Source organism: Pantoea sp. C8B4, from assembly GCF_051336905.1.
GTDB lineage: Bacteria > Pseudomonadota > Gammaproteobacteria > Enterobacterales > Enterobacteriaceae > Pantoea > Pantoea rwandensis_B.
Genome location: NZ_JBGMNK010000002.1, coordinates 138,387 through 153,748 on the forward strand (window position 1 = coordinate 138,387; position 15,362 = coordinate 153,748).

The following is a 15,362-nucleotide window of genomic DNA, read 5'->3' on the forward strand; positions in this document are numbered from 1 at the left end:
GTCGGCAGGTTTCATAACATTGATAAAAACAATGATAGATAAACTTCGGAGGCATTATGCCTGGTAATACTCATAAGAGCAGAACGTCGAACAAGATGATGACCTTGTTTGTCTGCTTCTTAGCGGCTCTGGCCGGTCTGCTGTTTGGTCTGGATATCGGCGTTATCGCTGGTGCCCTGCCCTTCATCGCCAAAGATTTCAACGTGACTGCGCATGAGCAAGAGTGGATTGTCAGCTCAATGATGTTCGGTGCGGCTGTCGGTGCGATTGGTAGCGGCTGGATGTCTTCACATCTCGGCCGTAAAAAGAGCCTGATGGCGGGTGCGATTCTGTTCGTGATCGGTTCACTGTGGTCAGCCATGGCGGTCAGCCCGGACATGCTGATTGCTGCACGTGTGGTGCTCGGCCTGGCTGTGGGTGTCGCGTCTTACACTGCTCCTCTGTATCTTTCTGAAATCGCACCGGAAAAGATTCGTGGCAGCATGATTTCTCTTTATCAATTGATGATCACCATCGGTATCCTTGGCGCGTATCTGTCTGATACCGCTTTCAGTGACGCTGGCGCATGGCGCTGGATGCTGGGCATCATCACCATTCCGGCAGTACTGCTGCTGGTGGGCGTATTCTTCCTGCCAAACAGCCCACGCTGGCTGGCGGCGAAAGGCGATTTCCGCAGTGCAGAACGCGTGCTGGCTCGTCTGCGTGATACCAGCGAACAAGCTAAACGTGAACTGGATGAGATTCGTGAAAGCCTGAAGATCAAACAGTCTGGCTGGCAGCTGTTCCAGAGCAACAGTAACTTCCGCCGTGCGGTGTTCCTGGGTGTGCTGTTGCAGGTGATGCAGCAGTTCACTGGTATGAACGTCATCATGTATTACGCGCCAAAAATCTTTGAGATTGCGGGCTTCGCTAATACCACTCAGCAGATGTGGGGCACAGTCATTGTTGGTCTGGTCAACGTACTGGCGACATTTATTGCGATTGGCCTGGTTGATCGCTGGGGCCGTAAACCGACGCTGGTGCTGGGCTTCATCGTGATGGCTGCCGGTATGGGTATCCTCGGTACCATGCTGCACATCGGCATCAACTCCGCTTCCGCACAGTACTTTGCTGTCGCCATGCTGCTGATGTTCATCGTTGGTTTTGCGATGTCTGCGGGTCCGTTGATCTGGGTACTGTGTTCAGAAATTCAGCCGCTGAAAGGCCGCGATTTTGGTATCACCGTATCGACCGCAACCAACTGGATTGCCAACATGATTGTCGGTGCCACCTTCCTGACCATGCTCAACACGCTGGGCAACGCACCGACCTTCTGGGTGTACGCAGGTCTGAACGTGTTCTTTATCCTGCTGACCGTGGCGCTGATTCCCGAGACCAAAAACGTCTCGCTGGAACACATCGAGCGCAACCTGATGAAAGGCAAAAAACTGCGCGATATCGGCCAGCAATAAGGTCGATAAGCGATACGAAGGGCTGCCGATTGGCGGCCTTTTTTTTGTGCGTTTCGTCAGGTGCGCATTTGTGCGTACCAGGTTATCCTGCCCGGCATGAAAACACCTCGCCTTCCCATTGCCCTGCAACAAGCCGTGATGCGCTCGTTGCGTCACCATTTGCAGCTCGCCAATGAAAAGCTGGAGCGTCACTATGACGAGCCGAAGCTGGTGTATCAGCAGCGCGGTACCGCTGCCGGTACAGCCTGGCTGGAGAAATGGGAGATTCGCATCAACCCGGTGCTATTGCTGGAAAATCAGCAGGCCTTTGTGGATGAGGTGGTGCCGCACGAGCTGGCGCACCTGCTGGTATGGAAAACCTTTGGTCGCGTGCCGCCGCACGGCAAAGAGTGGAAGTGGATGATGGAGAGCGTGCTCGGCGTTCCCGCGCGTCGTACCCATCAGTTCGAAATCGCTTCGGTGCGCAGCAACACCTTCCCCTATCGCTGCCGCTGTCAGCAGCACCAGCTCACCGTGCGCCGTCACAACCGCGTGTTACGGGGTGAAAGTGAATACCGCTGCGTGCAATGCGGTACTCTGCTGCAACCTGGTGAATTTTCAGCAGGTTAATCCGTTTATCTGATATCCCATCCTGCGCCATTCTGCTACCCTGCCGCCTTTTTACGCATCAGGTAATTTTTGGAATATGTCTCGCAAAACGCTGTTGTTACTCTCCTTATTAGTTGCCCCCATTAGCGCTTTCAGCCTCAGCATTACCCACTACAATCAAAATAACTTCCAGCAGGCCAAAGTGGTCGCCGCGCAGATCAATGCCGATGCCCCGGCAGAATTTTACTGCGGCTGCAAAATCAGCTGGCACGGCAAGAAAGGTGTGCCCGATCTCAGTAGCTGCGGCTACAGCGTCCGTAAAAATGCCAATCGCGCTGAACGTATTGAGTGGGAACATGTGATGCCGGCATGGGAGTTCGGCCATCAGCGCCAGTGCTGGCAAAACGGCGGTCGTAAAAACTGCAGTAAAGATGCCGATTACCGCCGCATTGAAAGCGACCTGCATAATCTGCAGCCGGCGATTGGTGAAGTGAATGGCGATCGCAATAATTTCCAGTACAGTCAGTGGAACGGCGGCGACGCGCAATATGGTCAGTGCGCAATGAAAGTCGATTTCAAGCAGAAACTGGCGCAGCCACCCGAGCGTGCACGCGGTGTCATCGCCCGTACCTACTTCTACATGCGTGACCAATATCAGCTGCGTCTGTCACGCCAGCAGACCCAGTTGTTTACCGCCTGGAACAAGCAATATCCGGTAAGCCAATGGGAGTGCGAACGCGACAACCGCATCGCGCAGGTGCAGGGAAATCACAATCCCTATGTACAACAGGCTTGCCAGCGCTAAAAGCGCTACCCTACACTAGCTTTTTTCCGATTGGGCCGTGTCCGATGACACGGCATAACGCTGGCAGGAACCGCATGCGCATACCTCGCATTTATCATCCCGAACCTCTTGAAGTTAACAGTGAAGTCTTCCTCGATGAAGATGCCGCTAACCACGTCGGGCGCGTGCTGCGCATGACCGCCGGTCAACAAATTGAGCTGTTTGATGGCAGTAATCTGACTTTTAACGCCGAAATCACCCAGGCTGATAAAAAGCGTGTAAAAGTAAGGGTCCTTGCCAGTCAGCCTGATGACCGTGAATCTCCGCTCCATCTCCACCTTGGGCAGGTGATGTCGCGCGGCGAAAAAATGGAATTCACCATCCAGAAATCGATCGAACTCGGCGTGAACGTCATTACACCCTTGTTTTCGGAGCGCTGCGGCGTAAAGCTGGATGCTGAAAGACTGGCGAAAAAGATTCAGCAATGGCAAAAAATTGCGATTGCCGCCTGTGAACAGTGCGGCCGCAATCGTGTGCCGGAAATCCGTGAAGCGATGACGCTGGAAGCCTGGTGTGCTGAGCAGGAGAGTGGTTTAAAGCTCAATCTGCATCCACGTGCCAGCCACAGTATTAACACCCTGCCGCAGCCGGTTGAACGTGTTCGCCTGCTGATTGGTCCGGAAGGTGGTCTCTCAGCAGACGAAATTGCCATGACGGCGCAGCAGGGTTTCACCGATATTTTGTTAGGCCCACGCGTGCTGCGCACAGAAACCACTGCGCTCACGGCCATTACGGCACTTCAGGTGAGGTTTGGTGACCTCGGTTAAGGGATACTTTCGGGTTGTAAAACTACGCACGTGAAAAGCCGCAGCGCTGTCACGGAACGGGGCAAGAAAATCCCCCTTTGAGGAGAGAATAATGATTAAGCTTGGCATCGTTATGGACCCAATTTCGTCCATCAACATTAAAAAAGACACCAGCTTCGCCATGTTGCTGGAAGCACAGCGCCGTGGTTACGAAATTCATTACATGGAGATGGGCGATCTCTCCCTGCGCGGTGGCGTGACCTACGCCCGCACGCGCCTGCTGAGCGTGGAGCAAAACTACGACAAATGGTATGAGTTCGGCAGTGAGCAGGTCATCCCGCTGGCCGATCTCAACGTAGTGCTGATGCGTAAAGATCCGCCGTTCGATACCGAATTCATCTATGCCACCTACCTGCTGGAACGTGCAGAAGAGCAAGGCACATTGATCGTCAACAAACCGCAGAGCCTGCGTGACTGTAACGAGAAGCTTTATACCGCGTGGTTCGCCGACCTGACGCCAGATACGCTGGTGACCCGCAACAAAGAGCAGTTGCGTGCATTCTGGCAGGAGCACGGTGATGTGATCCTGAAGCCGCTGGACGGTATGGGCGGTGCCTCGATCTTCCGCGTGAAGCAGGACGACCCGAACTTTGGCGTCATCACCGAAACCCTGACCAACCACGGCCAGAACTTCTGCATGGCGCAAAACTATCTGCCAGCGATCAAAGATGGCGATAAACGCGTGCTGGTGGTGGATGGCGAGCCGGTGCCTTACTGCCTGGCGCGTATCCCACAGGGTGGCGAAACCCGTGGTAACCTTGCAGCGGGTGGCCGCGGTGAAGCACGCCCGTTGAGTGACAGCGACTGGGAAATCGCCCGTCGCGTGGGTCCAACGCTGAAAGCTAAAGGGCTGATTTTTGTCGGCCTGGACATCATTGGTGATAAACTCACCGAAGTTAACGTAACCAGCCCAACCTGCGTGCGTGAAATCGAGGCTGCATTCCCGATCTCGATCACCGGCATGCTGATGGATGCCATTGAGAAACGCCTGGGCTGATGTCAACGGCGTGTAAGCGCCGTGAGAACCCAAAACCGACGTGGCTGCGGCCGCGCCGGTTATTTTTGGTATACGAGTGAGAATGAATTTACAGCACCATTTTTTGATTGCGATGCCGTCGCTGCAGGACCCGCTGTTCAAACGCTCGGTGGTGTATATCTGCGAGCACAATGAAGATGGCGCCATGGGTTTGATCGTGAATAAGCCGATGGAAAACCTGACGGTCGAAGGCATTCTGAAGAAACTTAAAATCAGCCCAACAGAACGTGACCCTGCCATTAAGCTGGACAAGCCGGTGTTCGCTGGCGGCCCGCTGGCGGAAGATCGCGGCTTTATCCTGCACTCAGCCCAGAAAATTTACTCTTCCAGTATCCGTATCTCTGATAACACCGTGATCACCACTTCACGGGATGTGCTGGAAGCGATCGGCACCGCAGAACAGCCTGATAACGTGCTGGTAGCGTTAGGTTACTGCGCGTGGGAGAAAGACCAGCTGGAGAACGAGCTGTTGGAAAATGCCTGGCTGACCACCCCCGCGAACAGCAATATTCTGTTCCAGACGCCAATCGCCGAACGCTGGCGCGAAGCCGCGCGCAGCATGGGCATTGATATTCATAATATGACCAGCGATGCAGGGCACGCCTGATGGCCAGTGAAACCTTGCTGGGCTTCGATTTCGGCACCAAAAGCATCGGCGTGGCTGTTGGCCAGCAGCTGACCGGCACCGCACGCGCTCTGACCGCGCTTAAAGCACAAGATGGCACGCCAGACTGGAAGCTGATCGAGAAGCTACTGAAAGAGTGGCAGCCTGATTACGTGGTGGTGGGCTTGCCGCTGAACATGGACGGCACCGAGCAGCCGTTAACCGATCGCGCCCGCAAGTTCGCCAATCGCATTCATGGCCGATTTGGCGTGCGCGTTGAGCTGCAGGACGAGCGCCTCAGTACCGTTGAAGCGCGCGCCGACCTGTTCGAACGCGGAGGCTTCCGTGCATTGCAGAAAGGTCAGGTCGATTCACAATCGGCGGTGATCATTCTGGAAGACTGGTTCGACACGCATTGAATAAAATCCAGGTGCGCGTGAATGCGCACCTGGCAAATTATGCCACCGCTTGCTTGTTATTCGCTCGGCTGTTGTGCTCTCGCCATTTACTGCAACCTGCAAACTCGCCAATCAATTCTGCCATTTGTATCGACTCACAGGCGCGCAAATCATGCCCGCCCCTTCGTATCGACCCGCAGGCAAGCAAATGATGCCAGCCCCTTCATATTGACTCGCAGGTACTCAAATCAATCCCGCCCTTTTAATCGACTCACACACACTCAAATCAATCCCGCCTGATGACGTGCTTGTTCGCTCTGCGCGAACGTCTGCATCCCTGCCTGCGCGCCGGTTTGCAGCACGCCAGGCAATTGATGCATCTTGCCCTCGCGGATTAAATTAACCACCGCAGGCGTGGCCACCAGCACCTCGAACAAGCCAATCCGCCCGCCATTTTTTGCAGGCACCAAACGCTGTGCCAGCACCGCTTTCAAACTGCCCGCAAGCTGGGTGCGCACCAGGTTTTTTTCCTCGGCAGGAAACACATCCACCAGCCGATCCACCGCTTGCGTGGCACCGCGTGTGTGCAGCGTGGCCAGTACCAGATGCCCGGTTTCTGCCGCAGTCAGCGCCAGCCGAATGGTCTCGCTGTCACGTAGCTCACCCAACAGAATCACATCCGGATCTTCGCGCAGCGCCGCTTTCAATCCTTGCTGGAATGACGCCGTGTGTGCGCCCACTTCCCGCTGCTGTATCAACGAGCGCTGGCTGTGATGCACAAACTCAATCGGATCTTCCAGCGTAATAATGTGGCGTGCCTGTTCGCGATTGAGACTATCCACCATCGCCGCCAGCGTAGTGGATTTACCGCTGCCGGTGGCACCCGTAATTAAGATCAGCCCCTCTTCCAGCTGCAACAATTGCTGTGCCACATCGGGCAGTTGCAACTGGTTGATGTTGGGTGCCTGGTTGGCAATCAAGCGCAGCGCCAGCGATAAACCGTGGCGCTGCATAAACAGGTTGGCACGCAAACGCACGCCGCTTTCCAGGGTGATGGCAAAATCAACGTGCCCGCTCGCTTCCAGCTCATCCTGCTGCACGCCGCTGAGCCACTGTTGCAAGAAGGTTTCCAGCCAGTCGCCATCCAATGCGGTTTGTTGTGGGATCGGCTCCAGCACGCCCTGCCGTCGCCAGTGCGGTAAATGTCCGCTGCAAAGGTGCAGATCGGCGGCGTTATGCTTTACACTAAGGGCCACAACTTCATCCAAATCCATTTAACTTCTCCTGACTATGACTTCCATTGAGCACAACCTACAGCAAGTGCGTGAGCGTATCGCCACTGCCGCTGCACGCTGCGGCCGCGCGCCAGAAGAAATTACTCTGCTTGCAGTGAGCAAAACCAAACCTGCGAGCGCAGTCGCAGAAGCGATTGCTGCGGGTCAGCAGGCATTCGGTGAAAATTACGTACAGGAAGGGGTTGAAAAGGTGGCTGAGCTGGCCGCACATCCTGATCTGCAGTGGCATTTTATCGGGCCGCTACAATCCAATAAAAGCCGACTGGTGGCGGAGAATTTTGCCTGGTGTCACACCGTGGATCGTGAACGCATCGCACAACGTCTGAACGATCAGCGTCCGGCAGCGCTGCCGCCGCTTAACGTGTTAATTCAGGTAAATATCAGTGACGAGAACAGCAAATCTGGCATCATGCTGGAGGCGATTCCGGCGCTGGCGGCACAGATAGCCGCATTGCCGCGTCTGCGCTTGCGCGGATTGATGGCAATCCCGGCGCCGGAGCCTGATTACGATCGACAGTTCGCGGTATGTCAGCAGATGGCTGACGCGTTTCGCGCCCTGCAACAGAATTACCCTGACGTCGATACGCTTTCTCTGGGAATGAGCGACGACATGGATGCGGCAATCGCCGCAGGCAGCACCATGGTGCGTATTGGCACCGCCGTATTTGGCGCGCGGGATTATGCGCGACCTTCACAACAATAATTGAGGAACCTCATGTTAACAATGACGTTTTTAGTCAAAACGCTGATCGACCTGTACGTGATGGTATTGCTGCTGCGCATCTGGATGCAGTGGTCACGCTGTGATTTCTATAACCCGCTGTCACAGTTTGTGGTGAAGATTACACAGCCGATTATCAAGCCGCTGCGTCGCGTGCTGCCAGCAATAGGCCCGATTGACACGGCCTCGCTGGTGTTGGCCTTTGTACTGACCACCCTGAAATATCCGGTGCTACTGCTAATTCAGGTTGGCGTGTTCTCCGTGGATCCCACCAATCTGTTAGTCGGCCTGCTGTCACTGGTGAAATCCGCCGGTTATCTGGTGTTCTGGGTGATTATCATTCGTTCACTGATGAGCTGGATCAGCCAGGGACGTGGCCCGATTGATTACGTGTTGATTCAGCTGACTGAACCGCTGATGGCACCGATTCGCCGTATTCTGCCTGCGATGGGCGGCATCGATTTCTCTGCCATGATTGTGATTCTGGTGCTGTACGCACTGAATTTCCTCGGCATGGACCTGTTCCCAGGTCTCTGGTATTTGCTGTAATTCGTTAATCTGGAACTGTTATGCAAAAAGTCGTACTCGCCACCGGTAATCCGGGCAAAGTTCGTGAACTGGCCGATTTGTTAGCGGCCTTCGGCCTCGATATCGTGGCACAAACCGAGCTGGGCGTTGAGTCAGCGGAAGAAACCGGCCTGACCTTTATTGAAAATGCCATTCTTAAGGCGCGTCATGCGGCGCAGATCACTGGCTTGCCAGCGATTGCCGATGACTCTGGTCTGGCGGTGGATGCGCTCGGCGGCGCGCCAGGCATCTACTCTGCGCGCTATGCCGGTGAAGACGCCAGCGATCAGCAAAATCTCGAGAAGCTGCTGGTTGCGCTGGAAAATGTGCCGGACGGCAAGCGTCAGGCGCAGTTCCACTGTGTGCTGGTTTATGTGCGTCATGCTGAAGATCCGACACCGCTGGTGTTCCACGGCAGCTGGGCGGGTGAAATTACCCGTGCAGCCGCAGGTGAAGGCGGCTTTGGTTACGACCCGATTTTCTATGTTCCTGAACTGGGCAAAACCGCAGCAGAGCTGAGTAAAGATGAAAAGCGTGCTGTTTCTCACCGTGGCAAAGCATTGACGCTGTTACTGGATGCGATGCGCGATGCCTGAGTTACCTCCGTTAAGCTTGTACATCCACATTCCGTGGTGTGTACAGAAGTGCCCGTACTGTGATTTCAACTCTCACGCGTTAAAAGGCGAGGTGCCGCACATCGAGTATGTGCAGCACCTGCTCAGCGATCTTAAACAGGACCTGCCGCTTACCGCTGGCCGTGAAGTGCGCACCATCTTCATCGGCGGCGGCACACCGAGCCTGCTCAGCAGCAACGCCATGCAAATGTTGATGGATGGCGTGCGTGCGCGCCTGCCGCTGGCGGCCGATGCAGAGGTCACCATGGAAGCCAATCCGGGCACCGTGGAAGCGGATCGCTTCAGCGGCTACCAGAAAGCCGGTATTAACCGTATTTCGATTGGCGTGCAGAGTTTTAGCCCGCAGAAGCTGGAGCGCTTAGGACGCATTCACGGCCCTGATGAAGCGGTACGTGCCGCCCATCTTGCCGCCGGCCTTGGCCTGCGCAGCTTTAACCTCGATCTGATGCACGGTTTGCCCGATCAGTCACTGGAAGAGGCACTGGACGATTTGCGTCAGGCGATTGCGCTGAATCCGCCGCATCTGTCGTGGTATCAGCTAACCATCGAGCCGAACACGATGTTCAGCTCGCGTCCGCCGGTATTGCCGGATGACGATGCGCTGTGGGATATCTATGAGCAAGGCCATGAACTGCTGAGTGCCGCTGGTTATCAGCAGTACGAGACTTCAGCCTATGCCAAGCCGGGTTATCGCTGCGAACACAACCTCAACTACTGGCGCTTTGGTGATTACCTTGGCATCGGCTGTGGTGCCCACGGCAAACTGACGCAACCGGATGGCAGAATTGTGCGTACGGTGAAAACCCGTCATCCGCGCGGCTTTATGCAAGGTAAGTATCTCGACAAGCAGCACAACGTGGAGAACGATGACAAGCCGTTTGAGTTCTTTATGAACCGCTTCCGTCTGCTGGAAGCCGCTCCGCGTGCAGATTTCAGCCGCTATACCGGGTTGGATGAGCAAGTGATCCGTGCGCAGATGGATGAAGCGATAAAAGCGGGTTACGTGGTGGAAACCGCAGAGCAGTGGCAGATAACCGAGAAAGGGAAGTTGTTCCTGAATTCGCTGCTTGAACTGTTTATGTAGGCCAGAGCCCATACGCTTAGACCTTAGTACGAAGCTGCACTGAGCCGCCCCTATGTTGAGACCCCCTTAGTGTTCAAAAAGGCTTAGCCGTCCCCCCTGACATTCAAGGCGGCGGCTAATTCTAAACGGCTTAGCCGTCCCCCTGACATTCAAGGCGGCGGCTAATTCAAAACGGCATCGCAACCAGGCCATCAAAGCGGCTAAGCCGCCTGTGCACAGCGGCGTACCTGCTGAAGTGACCTCGTTCCCGAAGACATTTGCTGTCCTCACGACGAGGCCTTTTCGAAGGCCGCGACACAACTTACTTAACGTTCTGCACCAAACCTTTACGCTGTGCTTCCAGATCCGTCACGCGATTACACACCTCATGACCGAAATTCTGGAAGTCCTGTTCCTGCTTATTCCATTCCGCCTGAACCGCCTGCTGCAAACCGCCAAGGTTGCCCATAATCGCCTGCAGGGGATTGCTACCGCTGGCAGCCTGGCTGCTGCCCATCTCGTTCAGGCTGTCCTGCATAATGCCGCCCAGCGTGCTCTGCACCAGCTTTTCGCCATCGGCGCGCACCTGATCAATCGCCTGATGGTGGAAAGTCAAACCATCCGGGCGATGCTCAATGATACGGTTCATCTGCTGCTTCAGCTGTCCATCCAGCTTGGTCAGGCGATTACGCACGTTGCTGTTGGCACCGAGCTTTTCCACAATCACTTTATCCAGCGCTACGCGGCTGCGCTCCAGACGCGTTGATGCACCGTTATCAACCCACGGCAAATCACGGCGTAACGCATTCTGATAGTCGATGGCCTTCTGACGCGTGGCGTTATCCACGTTGGCTTTCTGCCCGTTAAAGGTCACATCGCCCTGCGGTGAGATTTCAAGATTACCGTTAGTGCCCACCACCTGCACACTCTGCGGTTTGATGATCACGTCATCCTGAGGATTAACACTGCACTGATAATCAGCCTGGGCCTGTGATGCAGCAGCCAGCAGCAGTGCGGTAAGAAGCGCCTTACGAACCATGAAATCTCCCTAAAATGAAAAGCCGCCCACGCCTTGCTGTAAGAACAGGTCAGGCACAGGCGGCGCAGCGAATTGGAAAACGGTCAGCGCACAGCAACTGGCGCGCATCGGAGTACATAAGAATGACTCGCGACGCTCGCCCCTTTCGGAGCCGCCCTGTGGGCGTTCAGATTGCTATCGCAACTTGTGCATGCACTGCCCGGCGCCCAAAGCGCAAGTGAGCTAGCCTGAAACGATCTCTCAGGCTGGTAAAAATAGTTAGTCCCACCAGACGTCAAAGAGTTCAGTCACCTGAACATCTGACAGCTCGCGTTTCTCCAGCCATTTACGCACCAGCTCACGGTGCTCGTCGGTGCACTTACCGGTTTCCTGCAGGCAAACCAGGCCTTCCCACACCAGATAACCGCTGCCGTCATACGCCAGGCCATTCGGATCAATCACTTCAGTAATAAACTGATCCAGCGTGGCATCAATTTGCTCCTCGGTGGTGCCTTCGGCAAAACGCCAGGCAACAGAGAAACCTAACTCCTGAAACTCATCGATATGCAGTTTTTTACGTAAACGACGGCTACGCTGTACGGCCATTATTTAATCCTCTCAAACATCAGATCCCAAACGCCGTGGCCCAGTCGCTGCCCGCGCTGCTCAAATTTCGTTAACGGGCGCGTTTCCGGACGCGGCACGTAATCGTTAGCTTCTGACAGGTTTTTATACCCATCCACGCTGCTCATGATTTCCAGCATGTGCGTCGCGTAATCTTCCCAGTCGGTGGCCATATGGAACACGCCGCCCAGTTTCAGCTTACGCATCACCAACTCAGCAAAGGGTACCTGCACAATGCGACGTTTATTGTGGCGCGCTTTATGCCATGGATCCGGGAAGAACAGTTGAACCATGCGCAGTGAGTTATCCGGAATCATCTGCTGCAGCACTTCCACTGCGTCGTGACACATCACGCGCAGGTTTTCCACGCCAGCTTCTTTTGCCGAAGCCAGGCAAGCTCCCACGCCCGGTGCATGGACTTCAAGGCCGAGGAAGTTCTGATGGGGATTATTTTGCGCCATAGTCACCAGTGAGGCGCCCATACCAAAACCGATTTCCAGCACCACTGGCGCTTCGCGACCAAACAGTGCAGCTAAATCCAGCGGCTCTTGCTGGAACTCGACGCCCATCTCCGGCCAGTAATTATCGAGCGCGAGCTGCTGTCCTTTCGTTAAGCGCCCCTGCCGGCGCACAAAACTGCGGATACGGCGTAATGGCCGCCCGTTCTCATCAAATTCCGGGGTGATGACGTCATTAATCATGTTGAAGCCTGCTGGTTAGCCTTTTCTGGGAAACGGGCATTATGCAAAGTTAGATAGCAGAAGCAAGCCTTTGCAATCTTCCGGTTTACACCCCGATGTCTCTGTGCTGGAATTCCTGCCTGATTGTAGAGCAAACACGGAATATTTCCTCAAATGATGCAAGCGCCGCAGTTCGCGCAACAGGTGCTGGAGTGGTATCAGCGCTTCGGCCGCAAAACCCTGCCGTGGCAGCAGGAGAAAACACCTTATAAGGTGTGGCTCTCCGAAGTGATGCTGCAGCAGACGCAAGTTGCCACCGTTATCCCTTACTTTGAACGCTTTATGGCGCGCTTCCCGACGATTGCCGATCTGGCCGCTGCACCGCTGGACGAAGTTTTGCATCTGTGGACCGGCCTCGGCTATTACGCCCGCTCGCGCAATTTGCATAAAGCGGCAAAACAGGTAGTCGATAAACACAGTGGCGAGTTCCCGCGCAATTTCGATGACGTGGCCGCGCTGCCCGGCGTTGGGCGCTCCACGGCGGGTGCAGTGCTGTCCCTGTCGCTGGGCCTGCATTTCCCGATTCTCGACGGTAACGTCAAGCGCGTGCTGGCACGTTGTTATGCCGTCGGCGGTTGGCCGGGCAAAAAAGACGTTGAGAAACGTCTATGGCAGATCAGCGAAGAAGTGACGCCTGCCGAAGGCGTTAGCCAGTTTAATCAGGCGATGATGGATCTCGGTGCGTTAGTGTGCACTCGCTCACGTCCCAAGTGTGAGATTTGCCCGGTCAGCAACGGCTGCGTAGCGTATGCCAACAATAGTTGGGCGGAGTATCCAGGTAAGAAGCCCAAAGTAACGATTCCCGAGCGCACCGGCTGGTTCCTGATGATACAGCACGGCGACGACGTGTTTCTGGAGCAACGTCCACCGGTGGGGTTATGGGGCGGCCTGTTCTGTTTCCCGCAGTTCACTAGTGAGCAAGCGCTAACTGACTGGCTGGCCGAACGCGGCATTCACGCTAAACCGCAGCAGCTTACGGCGTTTCGTCATACCTTCAGCCATTTCCACTTAGACATTGTGCCTATGTGGCTGGCGTGGCCTTCTGCCGGGTCGCTGATGGATGAAGCGAGCGGTCTCTGGTATAACTTAGCGCAACCACCGTCAGTGGGTTTGGCAGCGCCCGTTGAGCGTTTGCTGCACGAATTGCGCCATCCCCAGCAACTGGCACTGCACACGCGCGTGATCCAAGAGGAAGAGTAATGAGCCGCACCATTTTTTGTACGTTTCTGCAACGCGACGCTGAAGGGCAGGATTTCCAGCTCTATCCAGGTGAGATCGGTAAACGCATCTACAATGAGATTTCCAAAGAAGCCTGGCAGCAGTGGATGTCCAAGCAGACCATGTTGATCAACGAGAAAAAGCTCAACATGATGAATCCGGAAGATCGCAAAGTGCTGGAAAAGGAGATGATCAATTTCCTGTTCGAAGGCAAGGATGTGCACATCGAAGGTTTCACCCCGCCAGAAAAATAATCGTTCAGGGCCTTCCTTTGAGGCCCTCTTTTTCGAATCAGGCACGCATTTACAATGAATAAAAAACTGATAGCGCTGTTAGTGATTGCCCCACTTTTGGTTTCCTGCTCCGGACAAAAAAAATCGCAGTATCACGAAGAGTGGGTCAAGGACACCAACGGTTTCGACATCCTGATGGGGCAGTTCGCCGCCAACATTGAAAATATTTGGGGTATCAATGAAGTCCTGATCGCCGGGCCGAAAGATTACGTCAAATATAGCGACAGCTATTACACCCGCAGTCACATCAACTTCGACAGCGGTAGCATTACCATTGAGACCATTGCCGGCACCGATCCGATGGCCAGCCTGCGTCAGGCGATCATCACCACGCTGTTGATTGGTGACGATCCCGGTAATGTCGATCTCTACTCAGATGCCAATGATATTCAGATCAGTAAAGAGCCGCTGCTTTACGGCCAGGTGCTGGATAACACCGGTCAGCCGATTCGCTGGCAGGGCCGTGCTGCCAACTTCGCCGATTATCTGATTCAGAACAAACTGCAAAAACGCACTTCTGGCCTGCATGTCATCTGGTCGGTGACCATTCCGATGGTACCGAACCACCTCGACAAACGTGCGCATAAATATCTGCCGCTGGTGCGTAAAGCCGCTGAAGAGTACGGCGTAGATGCATCCCTGATTCTGGCGATTATGCAGACAGAATCTAGCTTCAACCCCTATGCGGTCAGCAACTCTGATGCGCTCGGCTTGATGCAGGTGGTTCAGCACACCGCTGGCGTGGACGTGTTCCGCATGAAGGGCAAATGGGGTAAACCAAGCCGCAGCTATCTGCTCGATCCGGCCAATAACATCGATGCGGGCACGGCCTATCTGTCACTGCTGCAGAAGAGCTATTTAGGCGGAATTCAGGATCCGGTGTCACGTCGTTACGCGGTGATCACCGCCTACAACGGCGGCGCGGGTAGCGTACTGCGCGTGTTCTCAAGCGATAAAGATCGCGCCTTCTCGCTGATTAACGGCATGTCGCCGAATGAAGTGTATCAGACGCTGACCACCAACCACCCATCGGGCGAGTCACGCCGCTATCTGTATAAGGTGAACCAGGCGCAGCGTAGTTATCATCGGTATTAATCATCAACTGATGATTTAACGCATGAATTATTTTAGGGGCAGACAGAGGGAAAAAGATTGACTCTGACTGCCTCTTTTTTAATTACCCTCTCAGAGATATATCGCGTCGATAAATTTCGCCTGACCTCACAAAAATAAGAAATCAATATGGTGAAAGTTCATCTCTCGCAAATCCTTGTTTTTCCGACAACACACATTACCTGCCATTCACTTATATTCTATATTTCTTACTTTTCCTTCCATCTCACTTATCCAGCCTGATTGACCCTTTTTTCAATAAGGTGCAATGATTATTTCACGTCTCCACCTGTGAATTAACAACGTTCCATATCGCTCTATAGATTATTTCTGGTATTGATTTAAATA

18 protein-coding genes are annotated in these 15,362 nt (G+C 54.5%); 14 read left to right on the forward strand and 4 right to left on the reverse strand.

The window, feature by feature from the left end; translation table 11 throughout:
- Window positions 1-56 precede the first annotated feature (56 nt).
- From ACCW76_RS03400 to ruvX, 7 genes are all read left to right on the forward strand, one after another.
- A complete protein-coding gene (locus tag ACCW76_RS03400; RefSeq protein WP_045814697.1) occupies window positions 57-1,451 on the forward strand; it encodes a sugar porter family MFS transporter in 1,395 nt (464 codons plus the stop codon).
- A 96-nt stretch (window positions 1,452-1,547) separates the two neighbouring features.
- Window positions 1,548-2,060 carry a SprT family zinc-dependent metalloprotease gene (locus ACCW76_RS03405; RefSeq protein WP_045831736.1) on the forward strand — a complete coding sequence of 171 codons (513 nt, stop codon included), beginning with the start codon at window positions 1,548-1,550 and terminating at the stop codon, window positions 2,058-2,060.
- A gap of 76 nt (window positions 2,061-2,136) precedes the next feature.
- Window positions 2,137-2,844: a deoxyribonuclease I gene (endA, locus tag ACCW76_RS03410; protein ID WP_436337751.1), complete on the forward strand. Its 708-nt coding sequence runs from the start codon at window positions 2,137-2,139 to the stop codon at window positions 2,842-2,844.
- A gap of 74 nt (window positions 2,845-2,918) precedes the next feature.
- The gene (gene rsmE, locus ACCW76_RS03415; RefSeq protein WP_038644914.1) at window positions 2,919-3,650 is read left to right on the forward strand and encodes a 16S rRNA (uracil(1498)-N(3))-methyltransferase; all 732 of its coding nucleotides are present in this window, start codon (window positions 2,919-2,921) and stop codon (window positions 3,648-3,650) included.
- Between the two features lie 91 nt (window positions 3,651-3,741).
- Entirely contained in the window at window positions 3,742-4,686 is a 945-nt protein-coding gene (gshB, locus tag ACCW76_RS03420) for a glutathione synthase (protein ID WP_045814700.1), read from the forward strand.
- 82 nt (window positions 4,687-4,768) lie between these two features.
- Window positions 4,769-5,332 (forward strand): YqgE/AlgH family protein, encoded by a 564-nt coding sequence (locus ACCW76_RS03425; protein ID WP_038644910.1) that lies wholly within the window; start codon window positions 4,769-4,771, stop codon window positions 5,330-5,332.
- Entirely contained in the window at window positions 5,332-5,748 is a 417-nt protein-coding gene (gene ruvX / locus ACCW76_RS03430) for a Holliday junction resolvase RuvX (RefSeq protein WP_034823268.1), read from the forward strand. The genes ACCW76_RS03425 and ruvX overlap by 1 nt, the downstream gene beginning before the upstream one ends.
- 260 nt (window positions 5,749-6,008) lie before the next feature.
- On the opposite strand, the gene ACCW76_RS03435 is transcribed toward ruvX, so the two are convergent.
- The gene (locus tag ACCW76_RS03435) at window positions 6,009-7,001 is read right to left on the reverse strand and encodes a type IV pilus twitching motility protein PilT (RefSeq protein WP_436337752.1); all 993 of its coding nucleotides are present in this window, start codon (window positions 6,999-7,001) and stop codon (window positions 6,009-6,011) included.
- A 16-nt stretch (window positions 7,002-7,017) separates the two neighbouring features.
- On the opposite strand from ACCW76_RS03435, the gene ACCW76_RS03440 reads away from it, so the two are divergent.
- From ACCW76_RS03440 to hemW, 4 genes are read left to right on the forward strand one after another with little or no spacing between them, the layout of a single operon-like run.
- Complete coding sequence (locus tag ACCW76_RS03440) at window positions 7,018-7,725, forward strand: YggS family pyridoxal phosphate-dependent enzyme (protein ID WP_045814702.1); 708 nt, start codon at window positions 7,018-7,020, stop codon at window positions 7,723-7,725.
- Window positions 7,726-7,737: 12 nt separating this feature from the next.
- Entirely contained in the window at window positions 7,738-8,292 is a 555-nt protein-coding gene (locus tag ACCW76_RS03445; RefSeq protein WP_034823271.1) for a YggT family protein, read from the forward strand.
- 20 nt (window positions 8,293-8,312) lie between these two features.
- The gene (locus ACCW76_RS03450; protein ID WP_436337753.1) at window positions 8,313-8,906 is read left to right on the forward strand and encodes an XTP/dITP diphosphatase; all 594 of its coding nucleotides are present in this window, start codon (window positions 8,313-8,315) and stop codon (window positions 8,904-8,906) included.
- Window positions 8,899-10,029 carry a radical SAM family heme chaperone HemW gene (gene hemW, locus ACCW76_RS03455; protein WP_436337754.1) on the forward strand — a complete coding sequence of 377 codons (1,131 nt, stop codon included), beginning with the start codon at window positions 8,899-8,901 and terminating at the stop codon, window positions 10,027-10,029. The genes ACCW76_RS03450 and hemW overlap by 8 nt, the downstream gene beginning before the upstream one ends.
- A 301-nt stretch (window positions 10,030-10,330) precedes the next feature.
- On the opposite strand, the gene ACCW76_RS03460 is transcribed toward hemW, so the two are convergent.
- The 3 genes from ACCW76_RS03460 to trmB all read right to left on the reverse strand — a co-directional run bounded on the left by ACCW76_RS03460 (window position 10,331) and on the right by trmB (window position 12,351).
- Entirely contained in the window at window positions 10,331-11,047 is a 717-nt protein-coding gene (locus ACCW76_RS03460) for a DUF2884 domain-containing protein (protein ID WP_045814705.1), read from the reverse strand.
- A gap of 258 nt (window positions 11,048-11,305) precedes the next feature.
- Window positions 11,306-11,632: a YggL family protein gene (locus ACCW76_RS03465; RefSeq protein ID WP_034823275.1), complete on the reverse strand. Its 327-nt coding sequence runs from the start codon at window positions 11,630-11,632 to the stop codon at window positions 11,306-11,308.
- Window positions 11,632-12,351, reverse strand: a complete 720-nt coding sequence (trmB, locus tag ACCW76_RS03470; RefSeq protein WP_038644896.1) for a tRNA (guanosine(46)-N7)-methyltransferase TrmB — start codon at window positions 12,349-12,351, stop codon at window positions 11,632-11,634. Before trmB ends, ACCW76_RS03465 begins: the two co-directional genes overlap by 1 nt.
- A gap of 153 nt (window positions 12,352-12,504) precedes the next feature.
- Here trmB and mutY point away from each other — a divergent pair, with 153 nt between their 5' ends.
- The 3 genes from mutY to mltC are packed head-to-tail and all read left to right on the forward strand — an operon-like array spanning window position 12,505 to window position 14,996.
- Window positions 12,505-13,590: an A/G-specific adenine glycosylase gene (gene mutY, locus ACCW76_RS03475; protein ID WP_436337755.1), complete on the forward strand. Its 1,086-nt coding sequence runs from the start codon at window positions 12,505-12,507 to the stop codon at window positions 13,588-13,590.
- Window positions 13,590-13,862: an oxidative damage protection protein gene (locus ACCW76_RS03480; RefSeq protein ID WP_034823278.1), complete on the forward strand. Its 273-nt coding sequence runs from the start codon at window positions 13,590-13,592 to the stop codon at window positions 13,860-13,862. The genes mutY and ACCW76_RS03480 overlap by 1 nt, the downstream gene beginning before the upstream one ends.
- Window positions 13,863-13,916: 54 nt before the next feature.
- Complete coding sequence (mltC, locus tag ACCW76_RS03485) at window positions 13,917-14,996, forward strand: membrane-bound lytic murein transglycosylase MltC (protein WP_436337756.1); 1,080 nt, start codon at window positions 13,917-13,919, stop codon at window positions 14,994-14,996.
- Window positions 14,997-15,362 lie beyond the last annotated feature (366 nt).